General features: G+C 43.1%; 23 protein-coding genes. 7 read left to right on the forward strand and 16 right to left on the reverse strand.

Annotated elements, in window-relative coordinates:
- Positions 1–159: 159 nt before the first annotated feature.
- A complete protein-coding gene (locus MKX68_RS26695) occupies positions 160–594 on the reverse strand; it encodes a nuclear transport factor 2 family protein (protein ID WP_340914730.1) in 435 nt (144 codons plus the stop codon).
- Between the two features lie 187 nt (positions 595–781).
- Between MKX68_RS26695 and MKX68_RS26700 the strand changes: the two genes are divergently transcribed.
- A complete protein-coding gene (locus tag MKX68_RS26700) occupies positions 782–1,351 on the forward strand; it encodes a TetR/AcrR family transcriptional regulator (protein WP_340914731.1) in 570 nt (189 codons plus the stop codon).
- A gap of 161 nt (positions 1,352–1,512) precedes the next feature.
- Here the strand turns inward: MKX68_RS26700 and MKX68_RS26705 are convergent, their stop codons facing one another.
- The gene (locus MKX68_RS26705) at positions 1,513–1,920 is read right to left on the reverse strand and encodes a cupin domain-containing protein (RefSeq protein WP_340914732.1); all 408 of its coding nucleotides are present in this window, start codon (positions 1,918–1,920) and stop codon (positions 1,513–1,515) included.
- 167 nt (positions 1,921–2,087) lie between these two features.
- Here MKX68_RS26705 and MKX68_RS26710 point away from each other — a divergent pair, with 167 nt between their 5' ends.
- Positions 2,088–2,648 carry a TetR/AcrR family transcriptional regulator gene (locus MKX68_RS26710; RefSeq protein ID WP_340914733.1) on the forward strand — a complete coding sequence of 187 codons (561 nt, stop codon included), beginning with the start codon at positions 2,088–2,090 and terminating at the stop codon, positions 2,646–2,648.
- A 157-nt stretch (positions 2,649–2,805) separates the two neighbouring features.
- Positions 2,806–3,774, forward strand: coding sequence for a DMT family transporter (locus tag MKX68_RS26715; RefSeq protein WP_156946115.1), 969 nt, complete (start codon positions 2,806–2,808; stop codon positions 3,772–3,774).
- A 99-nt stretch (positions 3,775–3,873) separates the two neighbouring features.
- Here the strand turns inward: MKX68_RS26715 and MKX68_RS26720 are convergent, their stop codons facing one another.
- The 5 genes from MKX68_RS26720 to MKX68_RS26740 form a co-directional block, all read right to left on the reverse strand.
- Positions 3,874–5,016, reverse strand: a complete 1,143-nt coding sequence (locus MKX68_RS26720) for a DUF4309 domain-containing protein (RefSeq protein WP_340914734.1) — start codon at positions 5,014–5,016, stop codon at positions 3,874–3,876.
- Positions 5,017–5,317: 301 nt separating this feature from the next.
- Complete coding sequence (locus MKX68_RS26725) at positions 5,318–6,451, reverse strand: serine hydrolase domain-containing protein (protein ID WP_340914735.1); 1,134 nt, start codon at positions 6,449–6,451, stop codon at positions 5,318–5,320.
- 215 nt (positions 6,452–6,666) lie between these two features.
- The gene (locus MKX68_RS26730) at positions 6,667–6,861 is read right to left on the reverse strand and encodes a hypothetical protein (RefSeq protein WP_017688524.1); all 195 of its coding nucleotides are present in this window, start codon (positions 6,859–6,861) and stop codon (positions 6,667–6,669) included.
- A 168-nt stretch (positions 6,862–7,029) separates the two neighbouring features.
- Positions 7,030–7,902: a YitT family protein gene (locus MKX68_RS26735; RefSeq protein WP_036670902.1), complete on the reverse strand. Its 873-nt coding sequence runs from the start codon at positions 7,900–7,902 to the stop codon at positions 7,030–7,032.
- Between the two features lie 90 nt (positions 7,903–7,992).
- The gene (locus tag MKX68_RS26740; protein ID WP_338594670.1) at positions 7,993–8,349 is read right to left on the reverse strand and encodes a MerR family transcriptional regulator; all 357 of its coding nucleotides are present in this window, start codon (positions 8,347–8,349) and stop codon (positions 7,993–7,995) included.
- Positions 8,350–8,460: 111 nt separating this feature from the next.
- Between MKX68_RS26740 and MKX68_RS26745 the strand changes: the two genes are divergently transcribed.
- Entirely contained in the window at positions 8,461–9,234 is a 774-nt protein-coding gene (locus MKX68_RS26745; RefSeq protein ID WP_340914736.1) for an SDR family NAD(P)-dependent oxidoreductase, read from the forward strand.
- A 200-nt stretch (positions 9,235–9,434) separates the two neighbouring features.
- Here MKX68_RS26745 and nspC read toward each other — a convergent pair whose 3' ends face one another.
- The 5 genes from nspC to MKX68_RS26770 all read right to left on the reverse strand — a co-directional run bounded on the left by nspC (position 9,435) and on the right by MKX68_RS26770 (position 15,335).
- Positions 9,435–10,562 carry a carboxynorspermidine decarboxylase gene (gene nspC, locus MKX68_RS26750; RefSeq protein ID WP_100526213.1) on the reverse strand — a complete coding sequence of 376 codons (1,128 nt, stop codon included), beginning with the start codon at positions 10,560–10,562 and terminating at the stop codon, positions 9,435–9,437.
- Between the two features lies 1 nt (position 10,563).
- Positions 10,564–11,802 carry a saccharopine dehydrogenase family protein gene (locus tag MKX68_RS26755; protein WP_017688530.1) on the reverse strand — a complete coding sequence of 413 codons (1,239 nt, stop codon included), beginning with the start codon at positions 11,800–11,802 and terminating at the stop codon, positions 10,564–10,566.
- A gap of 541 nt (positions 11,803–12,343) precedes the next feature.
- A complete protein-coding gene (locus MKX68_RS26760) occupies positions 12,344–12,802 on the reverse strand; it encodes a nucleoside deaminase (RefSeq protein ID WP_340914737.1) in 459 nt (152 codons plus the stop codon).
- A gap of 163 nt (positions 12,803–12,965) precedes the next feature.
- Positions 12,966–14,225, reverse strand: a complete 1,260-nt coding sequence (locus tag MKX68_RS26765) for a cytochrome P450 family protein (RefSeq protein WP_074095035.1) — start codon at positions 14,223–14,225, stop codon at positions 12,966–12,968.
- A gap of 216 nt (positions 14,226–14,441) precedes the next feature.
- Complete coding sequence (locus MKX68_RS26770) at positions 14,442–15,335, reverse strand: TetR/AcrR family transcriptional regulator (RefSeq protein WP_340914738.1); 894 nt, start codon at positions 15,333–15,335, stop codon at positions 14,442–14,444.
- Between the two features lie 235 nt (positions 15,336–15,570).
- Here MKX68_RS26770 and MKX68_RS26775 point away from each other — a divergent pair, with 235 nt between their 5' ends.
- Together MKX68_RS26775 and MKX68_RS26780 are read left to right on the forward strand one after the other, a co-directional pair.
- Complete coding sequence (locus MKX68_RS26775; RefSeq protein WP_340914739.1) at positions 15,571–16,218, forward strand: TetR/AcrR family transcriptional regulator; 648 nt, start codon at positions 15,571–15,573, stop codon at positions 16,216–16,218.
- Between the two features lie 19 nt (positions 16,219–16,237).
- Positions 16,238–18,562, forward strand: a complete 2,325-nt coding sequence (locus MKX68_RS26780) for an MMPL family transporter (protein ID WP_340914740.1) — start codon at positions 16,238–16,240, stop codon at positions 18,560–18,562.
- A gap of 107 nt (positions 18,563–18,669) precedes the next feature.
- On the opposite strand, the gene MKX68_RS26785 is transcribed toward MKX68_RS26780, so the two are convergent.
- Positions 18,670–19,425, reverse strand: a complete 756-nt coding sequence (locus tag MKX68_RS26785; RefSeq protein ID WP_340914741.1) for a gamma-glutamyl-gamma-aminobutyrate hydrolase family protein — start codon at positions 19,423–19,425, stop codon at positions 18,670–18,672.
- 215 nt (positions 19,426–19,640) lie between these two features.
- Positions 19,641–20,840, reverse strand: coding sequence for an MFS transporter (locus tag MKX68_RS26790; protein ID WP_340914742.1), 1,200 nt, complete (start codon positions 20,838–20,840; stop codon positions 19,641–19,643).
- 245 nt (positions 20,841–21,085) lie between these two features.
- Here MKX68_RS26790 and MKX68_RS26795 point away from each other — a divergent pair, with 245 nt between their 5' ends.
- The gene (locus MKX68_RS26795) at positions 21,086–21,958 is read left to right on the forward strand and encodes an AraC family transcriptional regulator (RefSeq protein ID WP_340914743.1); all 873 of its coding nucleotides are present in this window, start codon (positions 21,086–21,088) and stop codon (positions 21,956–21,958) included.
- Between the two features lie 104 nt (positions 21,959–22,062).
- Here the strand turns inward: MKX68_RS26795 and MKX68_RS26800 are convergent, their stop codons facing one another.
- Both MKX68_RS26800 and MKX68_RS26805 read right to left on the reverse strand, forming a co-directional pair.
- Positions 22,063–24,048: a methyl-accepting chemotaxis protein gene (locus MKX68_RS26800; RefSeq protein WP_340914744.1), complete on the reverse strand. Its 1,986-nt coding sequence runs from the start codon at positions 24,046–24,048 to the stop codon at positions 22,063–22,065.
- A gap of 243 nt (positions 24,049–24,291) precedes the next feature.
- The gene (locus tag MKX68_RS26805; protein WP_340914745.1) at positions 24,292–25,818 is read right to left on the reverse strand and encodes a response regulator transcription factor; all 1,527 of its coding nucleotides are present in this window, start codon (positions 25,816–25,818) and stop codon (positions 24,292–24,294) included.
- Between the last annotated feature and the right edge of the window lie 38 nt (positions 25,819–25,856).

The raw sequence follows: 25,856 nt of genomic DNA on the forward strand, positions 1-25,856 counted from the left end.
TCCAAGTCCATTGGAAAATGGACTGTAATACACGCAAACCCAAGCCATACTGCCTGTTCGACGCCTGAAATAACATGCTGCAAAACATAGAAAATGACGAGAGCATCAGTGAACGCCCTCGACATTTCTTTAAGCATTATTTTGGGTATATCATTATGCTTACAGAGATCTTGCTTCGATGATGATATATTGTGAAGTGCGCTCCTGTATCAACCACTTTTCGCCGTGGCGAACATAAACATCATGATATTGAACACTATAATCGGTGAGAACTTCTTTGCCTTCTTCGTCCCTAACCATTTTGATCTGAGAAAATACAATGCCTGTTGCAGTATCACCTTCCACGTTCACTACATGCTGTGCGTTCGTGGTGAAATAGCGTTTCACGAGTGCCACATGGCCTTTAAACTCTTCTTCCAGCTGCTTGGTTCCGGTTACTTCAGACATCAGTTGATCACCAAAATATACTTTGAATCGTGTATCCGGTGTGAATAAGAGCATCTGATCTGCAATTTTTTTGGCATCGGTTAATGTAGCATACGAGTCCACCAAATCTCTCAATTCGGATTTTGCTTGTAAAATTTCCAGTAACATATATTTGTCCTCCTTGATGTATCGTGTGAGCCATAGCATTTTTTTATCCAACATTTGTTGAATAAGTATGGCTTATTGATTATTATAAAGAGTACAAAAATAACTACAATCGTTAATCTGGCGCTTTTTGTTCGATATCCAACGTTCAATCACAAAGTGTTAGATATCTCGGGGTGGAGGTTACCAAGTGGACATTAAAATCGATCGAAGAGTCGTCAAAACGAAGCAAGCTATCTTCCAGTCCTTTCTTTCTCTCATTGCCGAGAAAAATTTTGAGGACATTACAATTAACGAAATAGCAGATCGAGCTAATATCAATCGGGGGACGGTATACTTTCATTACAGTGATAAGTATGATCTGTTGAACAAGTGCATTAAAGAAAACTTAAATAAAATGATCTCCGCAACGACGACTACGAATGCGAATGGCGAAACGGTTGATCTTATTCAATCCTCTTTTCTACCTGTAATTCGATATTTCGAAGAGCACCATCGTTTTTACGCTTCAATGCTCTCTAACAAAGGAATTCCTGCGTTTCGTGAACAGATGTTGGAACTCGTGACAACGCACATAAGGATTAACATCAATATGGAAGGTGACAATAGTCACTATAACCAAGAATTTATCACTCAATTTATGGCGTCTGCCTTTGTCGGCATCATTGAATGGTGGATTATGAATGATATGCCTCAGTCATCTGAAGATGTAGCGGAACAATTATGGGGTTTGTTGAAGCGAAATCAGGTAATCAACTGAAACGGTCCCCACACAGCAACGATCTATCCGGCTAAGGTAAAGGTTAAAAAACAGGCTGTTGAGGAATCTCAACAGCCTGTTAACGTAGTTTCATGGTCTATATCGTTCTTCATCATGTATTCACTTTAAGTCACATTACTGTTTACATTTCACCGTTTATTTTATAACTTCCCGTAAACTTCATCTGTAACAGGTTCCAACCATTCCGGTGTGCCTGCAGTGATCGCAATGTGTTCAAACCAACTATCTTTAGCGGCCCCATGCCAATGTTTCACACCATCATGAGTCACAATAACATCGCCGGCTTTTAGGAATTGAGCAGGTTTTCCTTCTTCCTGATACCAACCTTCCCCACCAGTCACCAACAACAGCTGAAATCCACCGCGATGGATATGCCAGTTATTTCTGCATCCCGGTTCAAACGTTACATTCCCAACACCCACATTCACTTTGGGATCAGCAACCAAGGATTGGAGATAACTTTGCCCTACAAAATATTGTGCAAATGCTTCGTTTTTTTCTCCTACCGGGAATATCACTCCATCTTTAACTTCTTCATGTTTAGCCATTTCATTTCCTCCTATGTTGACCTAAAAATGATTACACACATACGTGCGATATCGCACATTCGTGTATAATATAAAATAATTGCACTGCCTCTGCAAGGATCAAATGAACCCGATCTGTGCCTTATGGCGCAAGGAGACAACATTTGTGCAATTACTCTCTGGAAAGAATGGTGATTACTATCGTTTCTATTACAGATCGAAGAATACTAAAGTCTCAGGAAGCGATCAAATCCGCTTTTATCAAACTCATGAACGAGAAACCTTTTGATACCATAACGATGCAAGATATCTCTGATCATGCAAATGTCGGCCGCAGAACGATATACCATCACTATTCGGACAAATTTGACTTGCTGGATAAATTAATTGAAGAACATATTGATGAACTAAGAAGATTGTGCAAAGAAGCATCCGATCTGGATTTTATAAAAAGCAATGTACTTTGGTTCGATTATTTTGAAGTTCATTATTCATTCTTCTCGGCTATGTTACTGAGTAAAGGAGCCCCTTTTTTCCACAATCGCTTCCTGGCTCTCGTCATTGAAGAACTAGAAGATGAGGTGAATGTAACGGAGGGCAAAAATAAAGGACTAACGAAAGAAGTTATTCTTACGTTCTTTGGTACAGCAATCGTTGGTATCGTGGAATCCTATTTCACGAATGGATTACCTCGGCAACCTCACATTGTCGCAGAACAAGTTGGGATTTTATTAGAAAGGAATCTATAACATAGACTCCTCATGAACCGTTCCTTCTTTATAATCTTACCACCTGGGGAGCGGTTTATTAATTATCATTACAAACATTGGCGTTATGTGATATGGTCAGTGAAGATATTAGATTCGTACATACATATGTGCATGAAATGCGAGGAGAAGATCGAAAGTGATAGAGAGAAATACCCTTGAGAAACCAAGTAAGTTTAGTGATCCCATTTTTGTCATGCTCGTGGCAAGCCTGTGCTGCTTGTTATGGGGAAGTGCGTACCCGTCCATCAAACTTGGTTATATCGCATTTAACATTCTGCCGGAAGATATTGCTTCCAAGTATGTATTTGCCGGATACCGATTTACACTGGCGGGCTTGCTGCTCTTGCTCCTGTCTCGTATCGTTAGAAAAGAGAAGCTCCAATTGTCCAGGAAGCAGTGGACAAGCCTTATCATGTTAGGTATATTGCAAACCGGTTTGCAATATATGTTTTTCTACGTTGGCGTAGCCAATACGACGGGTGTCAAAGGCTCCATTATGAACGCAACGACAACCTTTTTCAGTGTTGTTCTGGCCCATTTCATCTATAAAAACGACAAATTAAGCAGAAATAAAATCGTTGGCTGCTTGCTCGGATTCATTGGTGTAATCATCGTAAACTTCCATACGGATCTGCTTGCTTTTTCCTTTTCATTCACAGGCGAAGGGTTTGTTATTATAGCAGCACTTGTTTTTTCCGTTACGGCCCTTTACGCAAAACGTCTCACCGCTACGATTGATGTTCTGATCATAACAGGGGTCAGCCTGTTTGTTGGGGGACTGGTACTTACGCTGTTAGGTCTATCACTCGGCGGTCGGGTTACTCATTTCACCTTGGAATCCACCAGTAACTTGATCTACCTGGCCTTGCTGTCATCCGTCGCATTTTGTTTGTGGAATATGCTTCTCAAGTATAACAAGGTCGGAAGAGTGTCTGTCTACAACTTCCTAATCCCTGTGTTTGGCGCATTGTTATCGGCGTTATTCCTGGGGGAAACGATCTTGGAACTGAAAAATCTGGCTGCATTACTGTTCGTGTCGGTTGGCATTTACTTAGTCAATCGTGTACGTTCTGTGCAAAGCTCTAATGATACCCCAATAAAATAGACTACCGTCCATCTCATGGAAATCAAAAAAGCCGCTATTTAGCGGCTTTTTTTGTAAATAAGAATACGATACACTTTTGTTTCTTACAATGGGTATAGCTTAATATATACTCGTAAAGTCAATCAAGTCCTCTTCTTCCTCATAATTGAATACAATGGCGTGATTACCCAATTGGTATACCATCTCATAACCACCAATGACTTCATTGTAATACTCTGAGGAAGGTTTCCCCATCCATATTTTCACATTCCATGGTGACAGATTCTGCTTTTCATTGTACAAATCAAAAACGGCAATACGTGATTTATTGGTAAGCTCGTGCATGTATGAATCAAATCCGACGCCGAATTTAGAATAATAATAGACCGCTCCCCATTCCTCATTTGAACGAGAGGTTGGTTTCCCCAGCTTTTTTTGCGCATTTTGAAGCGTCATGCCAATCTTGATGTCCGTCCGGCCCGGTAATGCACCCTTTAAAGCAGCTTCCTTCAAGCTTTTCAGGTAAGCGCGATCGCCAACACCCGAGTTCGGCCAAGCTTTTGAACGGAGGTTACGCGTATCTTCCAACCGCAACTCCGATTTGTTTACATTCAACTTAAACGTATTAACTCCATAGACGAATTGAAGGTTGTTGTAATTTTTGAACTGTACTCGGGCACCTGAAAGAGTACGGATTCCATCATCTCTGCTTGCAGAGTAGGAATCGTCGATTTTTTTACCCTTATTATCGACATATGTTACACGGCGCAATTCCCCGGAACGAACAATATAGGTTTTCACCTCATTAAAATTAGAAGTTCCCCAATCGGTAATCATCAGCATGTCTGGTGTACTAGCCTCTTTGCTTTTCACAACGAAGTTCCAGGTTTGCGGCAAAATAATCGTATTCAGATCCAGTTTTGCTGCTTGGACTGTTCCGTATGCTGCACCTTTTTTCAGCAAGGCTGCGCGATACGTGCCTGAATAACTCTTGTCGCCTTTTTTATTGTTTGTCCAACCATTTTCTTCGGTCAGCGTGCTCTTCTGTTCATCATAAGCGAAAATATAAACGGTGTAAGCCGTTTGTTTGGCATCACGAAGCGTAAATGAAAGCCGGCTCATACTTTCGAGCTGTTTGGCGGAGATTTGCTCTCCTTTGGCAGCAGCATTGGGTGGAAGCAGAAGCAATGCGCTCAGAACATAGCCGATTAAAGTTAGTAGGGCCAGAGAAGCCCATTTTGATTGGTGCTTAGGGTGTATCATTGTTGACTCTCCTTTGAGTAAAAAAATAAAAATCTAGTAGCGTTTTTCTAATTTTAAACTGTGCACAATCTCAACATTCAAACAAGTAATTGCTAGCGTGTAATCTTAATCAAACTATGTAATTAATATAAGTTCATGTTCAATAGGCATATCCTCCTACTAGTACTATTTTCCTAAGAATGATAACATACCCTATCTAATAAAGAAATATATAACAATCTGAATCAATAGTTTTCCTTCCATATAACATAAAAAAGCCGCTGATCAGCGGCTCTTCAAGTAACTTCGAATCCGATATGATTTACAGGCAGGAGTACACGACATTTCGTAAGCGTCGTTGAACGTATGGCTCCTGGCTATTCAGCAAATGCTGGGCATACATAACTGTAAGCTCTGAATCCGGATCAATAATAGCCATACAACCAGCAGCGCCGCTCCATCCAAATTCGCCAATTGGACTCAGTGAGCCGCTTCCTGCTTTGGAGATATGTGTGCGAACACCCAACCCATAGCCGTATCCATACATATGATCCCAGGAATAATCACCCCGAGTCATCTCGTTCAGGTGATCCGTTCGCATCAGTTCCACTGAAGCTTGTGACAAAATGCGGACGCCTTCGGGACTCGTACCACGCCCAGTAAGTGCATTTAAGAAAAGTGCATAGTCACTAACGGTTGACAGCAATCCTGCACCGCCGCTTTCCAACTCTGTCCCTACCCGGAATCCGTTGCCGTCCAGACGGACAGCCTTCTCAAGCTCATCATTATAAGCATATTGCGGAATCAGGCGTGTCTGCTGCTCATCGTTCAGATTAAACGCTGTATCGTTCATACCAAGTGGTCCGGTGATTTCGTCCCGGAGATACGTACCAAAGCTTTTGCCACTTACCACTTCCACCAAGGCTCCCAGCACATCATGGCACATGCTGTAATTCCAATGTGTCCCTGGTTCAAACAACAACGGTTCTTTCGCAAGCGCTCTCGCGAAGTCACGTGTAGGCAATGTTCCGTTGGTGCTTTTTACAGCTTCTTGAATGCTTGGACAACCAACGTCATACGAGAACCCGGCTGTCATGGTGAACAAATCTCGCACTGTAATGGTTCTTGTCGCCTTTTCCAGTCGGATCTCGCCATTCGCCATCGTTTTCTTAACTGTCATCTCAGCGTACTCTGGCAGATAATCGGACAGTGGGTCGCTTAACAGCATTTCACCTTTCTCCACCAGTTGCAGCCCTGCCACGCAGGTCATGATTTTGGTCATGGAGTATAGATTGAAGATCGCTCCATCACCGATGGGCGTTTTCTCTTCCAGATTGGCGTAACCGTTACGATAATGGAAAACGGTATCATTTCGATGCATGACCAGCACCTCTGCCCACGGAATGCGCCAGGATGTCATGCGGTCAATAAATGAAGCAAGCGGTTTAAAGTCCATTTTTTCCCGTCCTTCTATGTAAAATCGTTTATCATTTTGCGATGTGGTCCATATTCAATCCCACAATCCACATATTAATAATATACGACCTTTTACATCTATTGACCACCATCTATATCCTCTCGTATGTGCAAACTACAATACATAGTTCTGTTTGTCACAATGCTTCACTGAATAAGCCGATCCATGAAAGGATCGGCTTATGTTGTAACGTTTTAGACTTCGCCGCGTCTGTTCTCAACCGATTTCATACGATTTTGATCATCTGGCACCCGGTCAACACTGAACTCTTGACCAGCTTCAACCTCGCCATGGCCTGAAATATTTCGGGAAAAATTAGTAAACTGTCTCTTTTGCTCATCCAGCTCGTGTTTTTGCTTTAAAAGCTCTTGCGGGTCCTGCTTTGTCACTATGCTAACCTCCCATACATACTTGAAGTCATGCAATTTAACTCGCACTACAGAAGTTTTCCATAAGTGAGCTGGGCTTATGCATGAAGTACAAAGTATTACTATTTAACAAGGTAAAACAAAAACGCGCTGGCAAGAGTATTCCTCCTGTCAGCGCGTTTTTGTATGTTAGTGAATATCTTTCTTTTTGAAATTTCCGCCTCTTACTTCAGCTACATCGTATACGACTACAAAAGCAGTTGGGTCAATTTCGTGAATGATATCTTTAATTTTACTCTCTTCCATCCGGTTAATGACACAAGTGATTTCCTTGAATTGTTCATTAGAGTAGCCACCGTAAGCCTCAGTATACGTTGCTCCACGGCCTAAGCGGTCCCGAATGGTTTCAACCATAATCTCAGGTTGATTCGTAATAATTTTAAACGTTTTGGAGCCGCTCAAGCCCTCTTCAACAATATGTATTACTTTAGAAGCAATAAAATACGCAAGTCCTGACAAGATCGCACCTTGCAGACCGAACACGGTAGAAACGACAATAAATACAAACATGTTGAGGAACAGAATGAGATCACTGGTTCCAAAAGGTACTTTTCGCGAAAGGAGTACAGCCAGCATATCTATGCCATCCAATGCGCCACCATTACGTAATGCAAGTCCCATACCAAAACCGATAATAATCCCGCCGACAACCGTAACAAGCAAGGTATCACCTTCAATGATAGTTGGTACATGGTGCATCAGACTCGTACTGATTGCCAGTGAAGCAATACCGATGATCGAATATAACGCAAAGCTTTTTCCGATTTGCTTGTACCCGAGCCACACAAATGGAATGTTAATAATCCCGATGAGCATCCCCAGTGGTAATCCGAACAGCTGTGATCCTACGATACTCAGACCTGTGACACCACCATCTGAGACATTATTCGGAATCAATATGGCTTCGAGACCATATGCCGTTATAAATCCCCCAATGATAATCAATAATACTTTGGAGAGGATCTTTAACTTGTTTGACTTTTGTTTTCTGTTTTGATGCATTGCATTTCCCCCTTGATGAACAACCGATAAAAAACAGTCTATAATAAAAATCACTGTTTTGGCAATAGATCGTCATTTGTGTGTGTTAGTTCATTGTCCGATGAGCGTTCGATACGACGAAATTTTATGCTCAAGCATCTCATCAGCTGTGTTAAGTATGTGCATCTGTTTTTGAATCGACTCTTTATGCTCCTCCAGCAGCTTTAAACGATCCGCCGCCGTATGCTCACCTTCCTGAAACAAGGAGGCATATTTTTTAATAATAGCAATGGGCATTTGAGTCTCTTTTAATTTGATCACAAATTGTAGCCACTTCAGGTGTGACTCGTTGTATCGCCTGTCTCCACTGGCATCTCGGAAAGGAGTTATAATCTGTTCCTTCTCATAATAACGCAACGTATGTGCACTGATATGGAGTAATTCTGCCACTTCACCTATGGTATGCATGGTTAACCTCCCCTCCATTTTCCCGCTTGACTTAGAGTAAGCTCTAATCAGTATAATCAACTCGTGGTCACATCACAATAAAAAATGAAATCAGATCCAGGAGGAATTCCCATGAAATATACAGTGATTACCGGTGCCAGTTCAGGCATTGGATATGAAGCGGCTTTAGCTTTTGCAGCTCGTGGCAAAAATATGATCCTGGCTGCACGCAGAACCGATGAATTGGACAAATTAAAAGCAAAAGTAGCTGAAATCAATCCAGATCTGGATGTTGTCATTCGTACAGTGGATCTGTCTATTGCCGCTAATGTGCATGAATTCTATGAAAGTCTTCAGGCTTATTCCATTGAGACTTGGATCAACAACGCCGGATTCGGGAATTTCGCTTCCGTTGGCGAACAACACCTGCCAAAGATTGAGCAGATGCTTCATCTTAATATAGAAGCTCTTACGATTCTTTCTTCCCTGTATGTACGTGATTATGCAAATGTTGATGGCACACAGATCATTAATATCTCCTCTGGTGGTGGGTATACGATTGTAGCCGATGCAGTAACCTACTGCGCAACCAAGTTCTATGTTAGTGCCTTTACGGAAGGACTTGCGCAAGAGTTAAAAGGTAAGAACGCAGCGTTGCAGGCCAAGGTCCTCGCTCCGGCTGCAACCGAGACGGAATTTGCGAAACATTCCTTTAATGTAGATGAGTTTGAATATGAAGGCAGGGTTCCCAAGTTCCATACGGCGGAACAAATGGCTGGATTTTTGCTGGAGTTGTATGACAATGAGAGTGTAGTGGGCATTGTGGATGGGTTAACATATGACTTTGAACTAAGAGAACCGATCTTTCCATACGCTACGAGAGCAGCCTCGAAACCACAACATTAACCCGAAAACTGAAGTCGAAGCTAAGTCGGCTCAATACCAGTAAACATTCATCTAACCTCAATGATAAACATCATTAAATGTAATTGTTAAACATCAGTTAACGTTAAAAAGGGAACCTGTCTCCAGGTTCCCTTCTTTGTATTTATAATCAATGCTTTATATTCAATTCTTAATTGAATGTTTACTATATAATGAAGTAATTATGCCAGCCTCATTTTGAAATCCTGATATCCGAATTCACGGACAACTTCGCAGTCGCCGTCTTTTCTTTTGACTGCAATCGCTGGAAGCGGCATGCCGTTGAACGTGTTGGTTTTCACCATGGAGTAAATCGCCATGTCTTCGAATACCAGACGGTCGCCTTCTTGCAAAGGCTGATCGAATGAATAATCCCCAATCACGTCACCAGACAGACAGGTTTGTCCACCTAAGCGATACAGATGAGCCTTCTCACCCACTTCTCCCGAACCGATCAGCGGCGGGCGATACGGCATTTCCAGCACATCAGGCATATGGCATGTAGCTGAAGTATCCAGAATGGCAATGTCCATACCGTTCTTATGGAAGTCCAGCACAGAAGTCACCAGATAACCCGCATTCAGCGCAACAGCTTCTCCCGGCTCCAGATATACTTCCAGACCATAGTCGTTCTGCATACGCTTGATGCATGCTTCCAGTCTTGGAATATCATAATCTTCACGTGTGATATGGTGCCCACCACCGAAGTTGATCCATTCCATCTGCGGCAACCATTGTCCGAACTTCTCGACAACTGCATTTAGCGTAGTCTCCAGATCGTCGGAGTTTTGCTGACACAGTGTGTGGAAGTGCAGTCCGGAGACGCCTTCCAACAGGTCTGCATCGAAATCCTCCAGTTTTGCGCCAAAACGCGAACCCGGAGAACACGGATCGTAGATCTCATGTCCTTCTTGGGTAGAGCATTCAGGGTTGACGCGCAAGCCGACCTTACGGCCAGCCTGAAGCGCCTTATCCTTGAATTTTGCAAGCTGTGAAAAAGAATTAAAAATAATGTGATCGCAGATTGAGATAATCTCGTCGATCTCTTCTGCGCGGTATGCCGGAGCAAAGACATGATTCTCTTTGCCCATTTCCTCATGGCCCAGACGCGCTTCATACAAACCGCTCGCCGTTGCACCGCTCAGATATTCTCCAATCAGCGGATACATCGCAGTCATGGAAAATGCTTTTTGAGCGAGCACGATTTTGGCACCTGTACGCTGCATAACACCGTTCAGGATTTTCAGGTTTTTCTCGATAAGCGCCTCGTCAACAACAAAACATGGTGTCGGTAATTGCTCGAACCGCATTTTAACGAACAAGCTCCGATTCTTTAACTTCTTCTGGCAACTCATCAACGAGTACCGGGTTGAAGTCTTCTACCCATGGGAGGCCCCATTTGTTCAACTCTTCCATGAATGGATCTGGGTTGAACTCTTCTACATTATATACGCCTGGTTTGTTCCACTTGCCTGTCATGACCATTGCTGCACCGATCATAGCTGGAACGCCTGTTGTGTACGAGATTGCTTGGGAACCCACTTCTTTGTAGCACTCTTGGTGATCACAGATATTGTATACATAATATGTTTTGTCTTGACCATCTTTTTTGCCTTTGAAAATACAACCGATGTTTGTTTTACCCACAGTACGTGGTCCAAGGGATGCTGGATCCGGCAGTACTGCTTTCAGGAATTGCAGTGGAATAATTTGTTTACCTTCATATTCAATAGGCTCGATTGAAGTCATGCCTACATTTTCAAGAGCTTTCAAGTGAGTCAGGTAGCTTTGACCAAATGTCATGAAGAAACGGATACGTTTCAGACCTGGCATGTTTTTTGCCAAAGATTCCAATTCCTCATGGTACAACAGGTACATGTCTTTCTCTCCAACTTCTTTGAAGTCGTAGACACGTTTGATTTCCATCGGTTTTGTTTCAATCCATTCACCATTCTCCCAGTATCTTCCGTTCGCAGATACTTCGCGAATGTTGATCTCAGGGTTGAAGTTGGTTGCGAACGGATAGCCATGGTCGCCGCCATTGCAGTCCAGAATGTCGATGTACTCAATTTCGTCAAAGTAGTGCTTCAGGGCATAAGCGGAGAATACGCCAGTCACACCTGGGTCAAATCCACTACCGAGCAATGCAGTGATGCCTGCTTGTTCAAAACGCTCTTTGTAATCCCATTGCCAGCTGTATTCAAACTTCGCTGTATCATGTGGCTCATAGTTCGCTGTGTCCATGTAATTTGTTTTAGTTGCAAGACAAGCATCCATGATTGTCAGATCTTGATACGGCAAAGCAAGGTTCATAACGATATCCGGTTTAACTTCGTTGATCAGAGCGATCAGTTCGTCGACATTGTCAGCATCAACTTGTGCTGTTGTAATTTTTGTTTTTCCGCCGTCCAGCTTGGCTTTGAGTTCATCACATTTGGATTTAGTACGACTCGCGATGCAGATTTCCTCAAAAACTTCGCTGTTTTGAACGCATTTGTGTACTGCCACGGAAGCAACGCCGCCGGCGCCGATGATTAGTGCTTTTCCCATTTTACATTCTCCTATCCCAATATGTATTTTTTTTAATTGGTTTAATACGGTGACAACAAGACAACAAAAAAAGCAAGGTGAAAAATGCTCGCAATCGCGCATCATCACACTTGCTTATCGATATACATCATAAAAAAGACGTGAAGTCTCCATGACCAAAAAAGTTCACAAGAACTCCTTTGGCGGAAAGCTCCTTCATGTATATCAATATTGGATCAGAGTCTATATAGCAAATAATTCGCCTTTACCACTCTTATTGACCGTTTCACAAGTTGATGTGCAATTGCACTGGTTGTAAAGTAACCAACTTATAAAATTTGAGCTTTGAACTCAATCAATAAAGCAACGTAAGTTGCCAATCGGCGTTTGACCCGGCTGTCCGTATGGCCTTAACTTCCTGGTGAAGTGGTCAAAATTATCTGCTGGAAAGCTCTAATTCATATTGATAAATTAACTTCCCAAAATCACAGGTCTTACACTATCAGACGTTGAAAAAAAAATCAAGCAATTATCCAAAAATAATTTTTTATCCGGATAACGACTAGGAATGAAATTGATATCCTTCGAATACTTTTAAGCCCTCTGTGTTAAGTAAACCCCCTGTTACTTCAGGCTTTTGAGGACTTTTGTCGAATACTTCTTCACACGCGATCATGATGTTGCCACCAGCAATTTCCGCTAATTGATCATGGGATACACTGTACACCAGCCTCCCCAGATTCGACCAAACCATCGCACCGGAACACATCACACACGGTTCACAACTCGTATACAGAGTGTATTCGCTCAGGTCAAACACATGATGTTCGGTACAATACTTTCGGATAAGCCCAATTTCTGCATGATGCGTAGGGTCACAAAAAGTGTTGATTTTATTTTCCCCAATCATGACGACCTCTCCGTTTTTCACCAGAATGGCTCCGAATGGTTCGTTTCCTTCTTTGCGAGCTTGCAGAGCAATTTCAATGGCTTTATGCATGAATTGTTCATCTTTATTCATAAGGTTTACCTCCACCACAAAAATTATGTATCCCACTTTATCTTTTACATTAAGCATGTTCACCACATGAAATGCTTCTTGTTCATTCCATTCTATCATCTATACCAATAAAGAGTATGACGAAAATTCGTCATACTCCAATGGGTCGTACTAAGTTTATCTATTAAAATTTCACAGGCAATGCTGCCAATCCCTGTGATGACAAAGCAGAATGCCACTGAATCTCTTCCTGAGGAATACTGAGTTGAATATCCGGTAGCCGACGTAAAAGCGTGGTAAACGCCACGTCCCCTTCTACACGAGCAAGGGGAGCGCCAAGACACATATGGATGCCGTGTCCAAAGGCCAAATGCCGTTTTATTTTGCGTTCGATATCCAAATCTTCGGGGTCAGTGAACTGATGCTCGTCCCGATTCGCTGATTTCAGAAGGGGAATCACAACATCTCCCTTTTGAATCAATTGTCCATCCAACTCCGTGTCCTGTGTTGCATAACGAGGACCTGAAGAAGTGGCGGGTCCGTTATATCGTAGCAACTCCTCCACCGCAGAAGGAACCAGATTCAGATCTTGTTTCAGTTGTTCCAGTTGTTCGGGATGGGTCAGAAGAAGATAAGAGCCGGTTGCAATCAGATTGGAAGTTGTCTCATGTCCAGCAAATATCAATAACGTGATCATGGATATTAATTCATCTTCATTCAGTCGATCACCCTCCTCCTCAATCGCAATCAATTGACTGATGAGGTCATCTGAAGGTTCTAATCGTTTGTTCGCCACAAGCTGTGAGGTGTACTCTGCGAATGATCGCAAGTGCTGCGCTACGGCAGGGTCCTGTTTACCAAAACCAAGACCTTTGGCAATGGCTTCAGACCATACATGGATCTGAGGTCGGTCTTCCTGAGGTATACCCAACATCTCGGAAATAACGTTGATTGGGAAAGGATAGGCATAGTCTTTTACAAGATCCATCTCTCCTTTGCCTTCGAATTGGTCAATCAACTCATCCGCAATTTCCTGAACGCGTGGACGCAGGCTTTCCATATATCTTGGCGTGAACGCTTTGGAAACCAGGCTACGCAGTCTCCGGTGATCCGGTTCATCAACAAAGAGCATCGACTTTCCGGTAAAAAAAGTCTGGGGTTCCGATGAACCAAGCTCGCCTGATAGATTCTTTCGAATATCATTGCCACTATCAATAGAGTTCATATCTACCGTAAATCGAGAGTGATCTTTCAGCACTTCCATGGCAACGTCCATCCGAGTTACAATCCAAGTTTGCCCTGCTCCACCCATCGGATTAGGAATAGGAACAACGGAGCCTTTGGAACGCATCTGTGCAAACATGGCAAATGGATCTTTACTATTTTCTTCGCTAAACAAATTAAATTCTACTTTTTCTGATGTCTGGTTATTCGAGTTATTCATATAAATCTTCCTTTCGAAGTGAAGTTATTCGAATCTATGGAAATATATGTTCATTTCGATTATATACTACTCGTATATTTAATTTCAAATATTATAGTTTAAACAACATAAAACAACTGTTATAACAACATTTTATTAATATACTAATAGTATATTAATAAAAACTAGGGGCATAAAAAAGCAAAAAAAGAGGTTGGCTTTGAGCCAACCCCCATATTAATTCCGTTGCTTCACCAGTTCCAAGTACCACCAACAGGCTTCAGTCATTCTATTGGCTTCAGATTGGAACGCACTGGATTTGTACTCTTTGTGAAACGCCTGAAGCACCACTTCGATTACAGGTATATTTAAATCCTCTTGATCCTGTAATAGCGCTAAAAGCCCCTTCGAAAGTTGCTTTAATGATGCAGATTCCTTGGATTTTTGAACACGGTTGTTGAACTCATCAAATTCGATCAATACATTATCGATGTCCAGACCTATATCATCGTTACGCTCATCCGCATTCAGGAAATATAGAGACTGAAAGTCGAAAATATGTTCATTTCTCTGGTGCATGGTTCTTAGAATCACTTCAATGTACGTTAGTACTTTTGGAACTACTTCGCTCCATACCGGTTTTTGCGTATTTAGACTTCTTGATGTGTTGGCAATCTGATGTAATATGCCGTAACACAAAATTGCCCCTTCGTTGGCATATAAGCTAATGTCGTTCCCGTACACCTGAATCAAGCGTGTGGACAGCCATTTCAGGTGAACTGTAGCCAGCTTGGCTGAGTTGATCTCCCCGGAATAAAATCCCGTCCAATATAATTCCCATACTCGCTCTTTATTAGGTACAGACATAGGAATCGCAATCTGATCTACGAGCAGGTCATAATCCGATGTATAGTGATTTTGTTCAAGCTCTTTGCGAATGAAAACATCCTCTTGCATACGCTGATCAATAATCGAATATAAACAGTCTTCTTTTGAGCTGAAGAATTTGTAGAATGTGCCTTTGGATACACCTGATTGATCCAGGATCATCTGGATTGTTGTATTTGCATAGCTATGCTCTAAAAATAGCGCAAGTGCTGTTTCCAATAAACTTTGTTTACGACTACTCATGTCTCGTTATCGCCCCAAGTTTTTCTATTGATTTTAACATTCATTCCTCAGGAGTTGAAGCATTGATTCCCACTAGCCGTCATATAAAATAATTGCACAATGAGTAAATTTGCACAATGAGCAACTTGTTTGTTATGATAAACCTCACAAAGTGCATGTTCAGTAAGTGTGCTCTTCTTAAAGAGAATTAAACCATAGTCATTGGTGTTGGAGGTGAACGCATAAGCGGAGAATAATGATTAAACGAAACTTGCGACATTTGAAGAAAGAAGCCACTGAAAAAGCACTTGCTGGTGCTGCATTTGAACTTACCCTTGAACATGGGCTTGATGGCTTTACGGTCGAAGATATCGTGCATCAGGTGGGTTGTTCACGTAGAACATTTGCAAACTACTTCACATGTAAAGAGGAAGCCGTAGCAAGAGGTGCGATATCCGTTCAGAATACAACGGAACTCGAAGAGTTACTTACCGAACTGCCCGACAACGTCTCCTTGCTTGACGTACTGTATAACCTGATCAAGATGCAACTTACAACAGAACTAATTGGAAGACTTCATCAGCTGCTCTCACTATCCCAGACTTATCCCGTGCTAGAACCGCATTACCTTGGAGCCATGCACCGGATGCAGACGCAGGCACAAGATACCTTATTAGACTTATCTAACGGGAAGTATGACGAGATCTATACTTATCTTTTGATCAACGCACTATATGGAACAATACTGCCATTAATTGATGGAAGACTCAATGTGTTACTGCCCGGACAAGTCATGACTGAAGATACCAAGCCCGGTGCTATCACCTTTGATCAATTTTTGGAAACCACATTTAATCATTTGCGGGCAGGATTCGAACATGCCAACCATCCACATTCATCATAGAGGAGTGTAAATTAGAGAAATGTCTACATTATTATACAGAGTGGGGAAAACCGCTTTTAGCAAACCTGCAACCTTCATCATTGGCTGGGTTTTAATTCTGGGAATTGTCATTTCCATGATCAGCATCAATGGTATTCACATCAGTTCTGAAATGAAGATTGAAGGCACAGAGTCACAGAAGGTTCTGGATCAATTGGCAAAAGAACTGCCAGCCGCCTCCGGCGGTCAAGGAAGTGTTGTCTTCAAGGCACCGGACAACGAGCGTTTGGATACGCCTGAACGTTTGGCTGCCATGATGAAAGGTGTTAATGAAGTTTACGGATTAGACAAAGTCATTAATCCTGCGGACTATGCAGCTGAAGCGGGTAATTCGGGTGCTTCGGCGGAAATGGCTCAGAACGCTCAGGCTACCGATACGGCACAATCCGCAACAACCACGCCTCCTCCCTATGGACCTTTGATGGTCGATGGTGTTCCTGTACCTGGTATGCTGATCTCTTCGGACGGTAGTATTGCACTGTTCCAGTTCCAATTTACAATCGAGCAGTCTGCCATAACACAGGATGTATTTGATTCCGTTATTCAATCTGTTATGACAGTAGAGCAAGGAACCAACATTACGGTCTTGCCGGGCGAAACGCTCAAAACGGTATCGATTGGGGTTGGCTCGGCTGAGATTGTCGGATTGGTGATTGCTGTCATTGTATTGCTGATCACCCTTGGCTCCGTTGTTGCAGCAGGTCTGCCTCTGATCACCGCACTCCTCGGAGTTGCCATTGGAGTTGGTGGTGCGTTCTCCATCTCCAAATTCATCGAAATGCCTAGTGTTACTTCCGTCCTGGCTCTCATGGTTGGATTGGCTGTTGGAATCGATTATGCTCTCTTCATTGTTAATCGCCAGCGTCGAATGATCATTGATCAAGGCTTGAGCGCAAAAGAAGCCACTGCCAGAGCCATTGGTACATCGGGCAGCGCGGTATTTTTTGCCGGATTAACCGTCATTATTGCACTGTGCGGTATGCTTGTCATCGGTCTCACATTCTTGTCTACGATGGCTTTGGTCGCAGCTGCCACCGTACTCATCAACGTATTTGTTGCTTTAACCCTGTTGCCGGCTTTACTGGGATTGGTAGGAGAACGCATTTGTTCCGCCAAAGCTCGTGAGAAAAACACGAAACATCCTAAAGCCACTAGCCGCGGAGTCGCGGACAGATGGGTGAAATTCGTTATCAAAAATCGTTGGGCCACCATTATCGCCATCATCGTCATTCTTGGTTTTGCCGCGACGCCGATTACCAAAATGGAAATGGGTATCCCTGGCGCTTCCTCAGCGAATCTGGATACAACAGCAAGACAAAGTTATGATGCCATCTCCGAAGGCTTCGGGGAAGGGTTTAACGGACCACTTATTCTGGTCGCAGAGCCTACTCAGTCTTCCTCAAAAGTTACACCGGAACTCATGGGTGGTCTGGTGATGGAACTCCAAGGTCAGAATAACGTTGCACAAGTCACACCGCTTGGTATGACAGAAGATTTAGCTATTTTCAGTCTCATTCCAAAAACGGGTCCTAACGATAATCTCACTAAAACACTGGTCACTGATCTACGCGCGGCTGATTCCAGCATCGCACAGACCTATGATGTGAAACTTGGAGTTACTGGACTCACAGCTGTTAACATCGATATGTCAGCCAAACTGGCGCAGGTGTTCCCTATTTATGTAGGCATCATAATCCTGCTGTCGCTGATCATCCTGTTACTTGTATTCCGTTCGATCATCGTTCCCATCAAAGCAACAATTGGCTTCCTGCTTAGTATCCTGGCTACATTCGGGATCACAACTGCTGTATTCCAATGGGGCTGGCTGCATTCGCTCTTTGGTTTCGATACCGGCGGCCCGCTGCTGAGCTTCATGCCGATCATCGTGACAGGTATCCTGTATGGCCTGGCGATGGACTATCAAGTCTTCCTTGTTAGCTCCATGCGGGAATCCTATGTGCATGGTCATCGCGGGACCGAATCCGTCGTTCATGGGTACAATCAGGTAAGTCGCGTGGTTGTTGCCGCAGCAGTGATTATGGTCTCTGTATTTGCAGGATTTATATTCACTGACGATGTCATGATCAAGCAGATTGGTTTCACTTTGGCGGTAGGCATTCTGATTGATGCTTTCATTATCCGAATGGGCTTGGTCCCTGCCATCATGGCTATTTTCGGAGACAAAGCTTGGGCACTTCCAAAATGGCTGGATCGCATTCTGCCAAACCTGGATGTTGAAGGTGAGAAGCTGATTGCTTCCCTGAATGCTGAAGAGCACGCCAACACGAAGTCTGGGTTAAAATAATCATTCCACAACAATGGTAATATCACGATTACTATTACGACTACATTCACCAATACAAAGACCTCCTCTGTTTTTATAAACAGGAGGTCTTTTTTTCTACTCCAAATTTATGCGGTGATGTCTTCAATATGGATATTATATCGTGCGGATTGAGAAGCATTAACAAACGCTGCAAATAACTTTTGACTATAGTCATCTACTTTATAGCTGTACTCTGGATGCCATTGCACAGCCAAAACAAATGAACGGTTCGGCATGACCACGGATTCGATGAGTCCATCTTCAGCGACAGCCACGGCAGTTAACTTATCCGACAACACCTTGATTCCCTGATGGTGATAGCTATTCACTTTTATCGTATCTGTTAGCAAAATATCATGAAGCAAATTATTTTGCTCTATATGTACATCATGTACTAGTTTCGTATACGGCGGGCTTTGCTTATGATTAACGATCTTGTTCCCATGAAGTTGAAGGCTAGTCGGAATGTCTTGATATAACGTTCCACCTAAAATAACGTTAAATAGCTGTAGTCCACGGCATATGCCAAAGGCAGGCTTATCAAGCTCAATTACCTTATGTAATAACATCGACTCCATCATATCGCGTTCAATACATAACTCTCCGCAGGTAACCTCTGCATGCTCATGATACAGCTCAGGATTGAGATCATGTCCCCCGGTGAACAGGAACCCATCGAACTGATTAGCCAGCGTTGCTATGATCTCGGTATCCGTTGTCAAAGGCAGCATAATTGGAATCCCACCTGCTCCTTCTATGGCGTTCATATAATCTGGAAGCATCCAGTAACTTTTTTTGTCTGTATCATATAAAGGCAGTACACCAATCATCGGCTTTTTCATGGCTTTACCTCCCAGCTTTTCATTCATTTTATCAGATCTCATCATATATAAATTCACTGAATTATTGCATTATCCTACCTCTATCATCTACGAACCCGTTTCATCCGGAATGCTGGAAAACTAAAAAAACAAACAAAGCCGCATAACAGCGACTTTGTTTGTAGTTCCAATCCCATAAATATGGATTCATCTAATTAGTTTAAACCTCATCTCATCTAGGCGGCTTTTACTATGGTTGCTTCGTCTGAATTCACTTGGATGGAACGCTGGCATATCAGGGTAACGACAAAAGCCAGCAAGGCAAGCATCACAGCAACTGGAGGCACCCACTGGACACCACCCATATTAACGGCAATTCCCCCGACGCCGGAGCCTAACGCTATACCCACATTGGCTGCCACAGGCAGGAGTGTAGATGCAAATGCTTTGGACCCCGGCGCGATCGATCCTGACACATCAAACAAATATAGCTGGGATGCCGCGCTCATGGAGGATGACAGACATCCAATCAGGAACAGAAAAGCCAAGCCGATCCACAGATTGGTAACGGTAAAACTCATACCTAGGAAGATGATGGCTTGAATTAAGAAAAGCCGTTTGAGCTTGGGCAGGAATTCACCCTTGGCTATTTTGGCACCAATCCAGTTACTCAGGATACTGCAGGCTCCATAGATCAGAAGTATGGCACTAATCCATTGTACTGGCACACCCATCGTCTCACTCAGGAGTGGCGTAATGTACGTAAAAACGACGAAAATACAGCTGTTTCCCAGTACAGGGATCAGACATGCCAGCAATATCCGTGGCTTCACAAAGAGAGACATCTGATCACTGAACGAACCTGCAATCGTTGTTGTTTGGCGTGGCAGAATACGGAACATGAACACCAGCGGCACAACACCTATGCATGCCGTAACAACGAATGTCATGGACCAGCTCAGATGTTGTCCGATAAATGTACCGAGCGGAACACCTAACACATTAGCGATTGAAAATCCGCCCAAAATCCAGGCGATAGCTTCCCCTCTTCGCTCCCGGTTCACTGCGTCACTTACGATTGAGATCGAAAGCGATATCGTAAGTCCACAAGCAACGGCCGAAACGATGCGAATGGCCATTAGAGAATAAAACGTTGTTGAGAACACGGTCAACAGATTTAATGCTAACACGATTGCAAATCCAATCAATATGGAACTTCTTCTGGATATTTTGGCTAAGAAGGCCACAGCAAATGGTGTACCCACTGCATATGCAATCGCAAAACCGGAGACAAGCATACCCGCGGCAGCAAGTGATACTTTCATGTAACTTTCAATTTCCTTCAACACACCAACGATAACATACTCGGTTGTTCCCAGTACAAAGCTAACGAGCGTAAGCGTTAAAATAAGTAGGTTCTCTCTATTTCTAGTCATAAATCAATACTCACTAATCCTTTCTATTGTTGCAAGCGCTTTAATTCTGTCTACGATCATTAGTTCATGTATTTTCTGCTTTCCCATCCTTTCACTTTCGATATATAGTACATTTTGGATAGTGAAATTGTACTGTCAGATATACCATGGCGACAATCAAGGTTGTTGTGGTTTTATTGCAAAACATTATATATGTTGTCATTTCAACACAGACTTTCAATACAGATTCTGAAGGGAAGACATAGATGAATACACACCACGAATCCGGCCAACTACATGCAAACCGAGATTGCACCATTATTTATGTAGGGAAACTGGCCGACAACCCCCATTGGAGTTTTCCGACGCATAAACATGACGATCTGCATGAGATTATCTACGTAACTGAAGGCAAAGGATTGTTCACCATTGACGGCACCAAACACTGGGCTCAAAAAGGTGACATGCTCATTTATAATAAGGGGACTCTTCATGAGGAGAAGTCCAATACTGAATTCCCGTTATCCACCTTTTATTGCGGCTTTCGTTTTACAGAAGACACCCACACCCTTAAGGATTGGGTCATCCCTCCCTCTAACAAACCGATCATTCGAGCAAACCGTTATTCCGATGAGCTCCATTCGTTAATGCAGACTCTCTTCAATGAATTTTCAATCCGGGAACATGGTTATGAATCTATCTCTGGGCATGTCCTGAAAGCCATACTTCTGATCATTGATCGGCAGTCCCGTCAACAGCTTCCTAGTGGGGAGACTATTGGGAGTAACAACCTTGCCGAGAGCATTAAAGACTATTTGGATACCCACTATCGGCAAAACATTAAACTCAAAGAATTGGCAGATCAATTTCATATCGATTTTTATTACTTAATTCATATGTATAAAAATCACTATGGAACTTCTCCCTATCATTATCTGATTCAACGAAGAATGGGGGAAGCTACCCGATTATTAGTATCAACCAACAAAAAAATATGGGAGATCGCCAAACTGGTCGGTTACGATAATCCCAATTACTTTACAATTTTATTTACCAAAACGGTTGGTGAATCACCACGAAGTTTCCGAAAAAAGAATCAAAAGGATATGTTCGGGGATGAGGCATCACATTCTTATTAATCTCTCTTAACGCAAAAAGGCGCTCCATTGAGGAGCGCCTGGTGCTTTACATATCTCTTACATATCTCTTTACATATTTCATTACACATTTACTTACTTCTACTCTAGAGCTTAAATCGGCGAACCAACTCTTGCATGTTCGCAGCTGTTTTGGATAGCTGTGCAGAGGATGCAGATATCTCCTCCATTGCCGCCATTTGCTCTTGGGCTGCTGCTGAAGTTGTCTGAGCGCTATCTGCCGACACTTTAGAGATATGACTCATCGCTGCAACTGTAGCCGAGACTTCTTCCGTGCTGGCTGACAACTGTTCGGAGACAGCGGAAATATCCTGAATTTGATCCACGATATGCGTTGTATATTGTTCAATGTTGGATATGGTTGCGGAAGCTTCTTGGCTGATCCGCATGCCCTCACCAACTTGATTGCGAACTTTATCATTCATAAGAGATGTGGATTTGGCAATCAGATCGAGCATTTTGCCAATGGTAGCGCCAATGTCGTCCGCACTCTGTTTAGATTGCATGGATAACGTGCGCACCTCACCAGCAACGACAGCAAAACCTTTACCGTGTTCTCCTGCTCTTGAAGCTTCAATAGAGGCATTCAGTGATAGTAGGTTGGTTTGCCGAGAGATATCCGCAATCGCTTCATTCATTCGATTGGCTTCGGCGGACAGACTGGACAACTCATTAATCAATGCCGAGGTTTCTTCAACAGCTCCCAGAATATGTTCCATTTGTTCTCCAACCTGGTTTATGGTTTTCCCACCATTAGCAACAGCGCGCTCCGTCTCTTCAGCCGAATCAACGATGGCACTCGCAGATTCTGCAATTGTACTGATGCCTCTCGCCATCTCTTCTACGGCATTTGCGGTTTGTTCCGAATTTTCCGCCCCAACGATAGCTGATTCCGCAGTCTGCTGCATGGTTTCAGCCACATGTTGAACCGATTGGGTGGTTTGTTCGGTACTTTCCTGAATCATTTGGGAAGAGTGGCTTAACAACGATGACGTCTGATGAAGTTCAGCAACCACCGATTGAAGGGAACTGGTCATTTGATCAAAATCATTTGCCAATATACCAAATTCGTTTTCGGTTTTAAGGTTAACCCGTTCGGACAGATTCCCTTCGCTTACGCTGCGAGTGGCCTTTCGCAGTTTTTGCATAGGTACAATAAAAGATCTCAGAATGAAGAAAATAATAACTCCGGCAATTAATACAGATACAGCAATGACGGTTAGACTTGATACCATGATGGGTTTCGCTGCGGCGATAAAGTCTTCATGGCCCATCAGAGCAATGACATTCCACCCCGTCAAAGCATTAACCCCGTTATATACCTCTAGATCATATGCCAGATCTGTTCTGACAAATTGAGAAAATGCCATCGGCTCATCGGAACTTGAAGCCGTATTTGGATGCACTGGAATTCCCTCGATGAGCGCTCCGCCGAGTTCTCCTCCCCCACCTTTTACAATGGCACCAGACCAAGCTGCGATGGTTCTATTGGAGTCAACCACAATCAGGCTCCCGTTACCTCCTACATCCACATAAGATATTTCGTTTGCTAATCGCTCCAGATCAAGTTTAATACTTGCTGCACCTTGTTGATTTGAAAGAGCCTTTGAAATTTCTACATAAATCTTCCCGGATACCGGATCTGTCATAATACTCGAAAAAAAGAGTGCTCCATTGTTACTCATTCCATTGGTGTACCATGCTGTGCTGCGTGGATCATATGTTGCATCCTCTATTGCTGGAGATGATATAACACTGCCTTGGTCGCTGCCCACAGTGATGGCAAGAAGATCAGGATATGTATCAGCTAATTGGTCGATTCCTACTTGTACTGCTTCGTTGTTCGCCTGACCGGGAGTGGAGCCATACATACTGTCTATATAACTCAATAATGCTGCTTTTTCCCCTACCAGATTGTTAATATGCTGTCCTGCCATCGTTAATATGGTATTGATGGGCTCTGTCATTTTTTGTTGCACCTGATCTTTGGCACTATGATATGAGAAATAACCGATAAGTGCAGTGGGGATAATAAGCACCGCAAGGAAAGCTGCAATGAGTCTAGTACTCATTAATCGTAAACTGGCTCCTCCTTTCCTATAAAATGACCTTTTTTTCTTTTTCTTTTCCAAAGTGAATCTTCCTCTCTTTATCCATTTTTGGTAGAATCAATCGGCAAGTAAACGCAAAAAAACCCATATATATGCACACACAAAGAGACTTTGAGCGTAAATATACATAGGTATTGCCTGAATGAATTCAGTAACAAGCCGTATTTGTTTAGTATTATAACATAAATAAAAAGGGTTTGTTAACTATGATTGGGTCTTTATACCAGACATCTGTTGTTTATAATCCGTAGGACTTAGCCCCGTATACTCTTTGAACACCTTCGAGAAATAGTGCTGATCGCTAAACGACAGCAAATCGGAAACTTCCTTAAACTTCATGTCCGGTTGACTTTCCATCAGTCTGCAGGCTTCCTGAATGCGAAGCTGGGTGTAATACTGAACAAACGTAATTTGCGTTGCATTTTTGATCACTCTGCTGACATACGACGGGCTAACGTGAAACTTCATGGCAATGTCGTTGATAGACAATGGAGAGTATTTATTTAGTTTTACGTAATCGTCAATCTGTTCGAACAGGATCGCCTTGCTTTTTCGAACGTGGGATTGCAGCATATCGAAGCACTGTCCCGTCCATTCCGTCATTTCCCGGCAAAAATCGGCATAGGACTGTGCATGGGCGAATTGTCTTGACCGAAGCTCCAGACCCAATCTCATGCCCGAGCCCTGTTCCTCGTACAGATGAGCAAACGTGTCTACAATCAATCCGATAAACCGCTCCACCTCGGTCATATGTACATTTTCCTCTGCCCATCGATTCATCAATTCGGATAACTTGAAAGCAAACCGTTCTTTCTGCCGAGCCTGTATCATCCGTACAAAAGCAGATTCCTGCACCGGATCCAGACAGCCTGTCTCGGATCTGGCCATCGACACCGGATTCCCGGTATCCAACACTATTCCTTGTTTCAACCGTTGCTGCTCAGACAAAATGGACGACATGCGGTGATAGAGCTCTGGCAGATTACCAGACTCAGCGAATAGAAGTTGTCCTCCAATGATCGCATCGATGTCATGCGCAACCAAATGCCGTCGCAACGATTCAAGACATTCATGTACGGAAGAGTACACCTCAAGTGCACTCTTGTTAACAAAAGCAACAAATTGATATGGGGTTTGACTGGTGTACACACGACAAGCATGGAATGCAAAAAAATCCTGCACTATACCCTCAAGTTCCACTTCCACCCATCGTTCATGCCCTGCGGTAAAAGGCTGTTTGCTCATAATGATCATCATCTGGCTGAATAAAGGTGGAAACTCCTCCCCCTGTTTCGGCGTAGTCTCACATTGGGGATGAATGATTTCCTGCAAATCCAGCAGTTCCTTGGACATCTGTTGATCAAGTTGGTCAATTACCCGACCCATGACTTCTTCAAGCGACTCTCGCTCGACAGGTTTTAACAAATAGTCAAACACTTGCAGGTTCAATGCTTTTCTTGTGTATTCAAAATCGCTGTACCCACTAATTAGAATGACCTTCAGATCCTGGTTGGCAAGCTTGGCTTGCTCAATCAGGGACAGTCCGTCCATTTTCGGCATTCGTATATCGGTCAACAGCAGATCAATCGGTTCCTGCTTTAACGCTGCCAAGGCTTCCTCTCCATTTGTTGCCGTAGCCGCTACACAAATCGGAAAGTTGAGCGTTTCCAGGAGCATTTTAATATTACGTAATATCGGTTTGCTATCCTCAACGATCATAACGTTATACATCGTCCGTCCCTCCTTGTTCGGTCGTGTCTCAAAACTCG

Source organism: Paenibacillus sp. FSL M8-0212, assembly GCF_038004645.1.
Taxonomy (GTDB): domain Bacteria; phylum Bacillota; class Bacilli; order Paenibacillales; family Paenibacillaceae; genus Paenibacillus.